Origin of the sequence: Pseudoalteromonas sp. S554, from assembly GCF_005930865.1 — a bacterium.
GTDB lineage: Bacteria > Pseudomonadota > Gammaproteobacteria > Enterobacterales > Alteromonadaceae > Pseudoalteromonas > Pseudoalteromonas marina.
Window position 1 is genome coordinate 1 of the sequence record NZ_PNDV01000191.1, and the last position, 276, is coordinate 276.

The 276-nt window shown below is 38.4% G+C and carries 1 pseudogene; it reads left to right on the top strand.

Annotated elements, in window-relative coordinates:
• Positions 1–276, top strand: a pseudogene (locus tag CWB65_RS19655) (MJ1255/VC2487 family glycosyltransferase); the annotation flags it as partial.

Sequence of the window (276 nt, forward strand, 5' to 3'; positions counted from 1 at the left end):
GATACCGATATGGGGGGTCATTGGCATCCATGTGCTGAAAACATAATTCCACCATTTAGTGCACATCATGAACATAGTAATCCTGTTCCGATTATTAACAAAGTATGGCTGTACTTGCCCTTTGAAAACCTAGCTAGCATTATTGACTACCGAATGGCCTTTCCCGAAAAAGAGTCTTATTGTTATAACCCCTATTCGCAAAATAGATGTATGCGTAATATAGATTTACTGTCGCCTTCAAGAGGTGACTCTTTAAATGATTTATCCAATACAAGG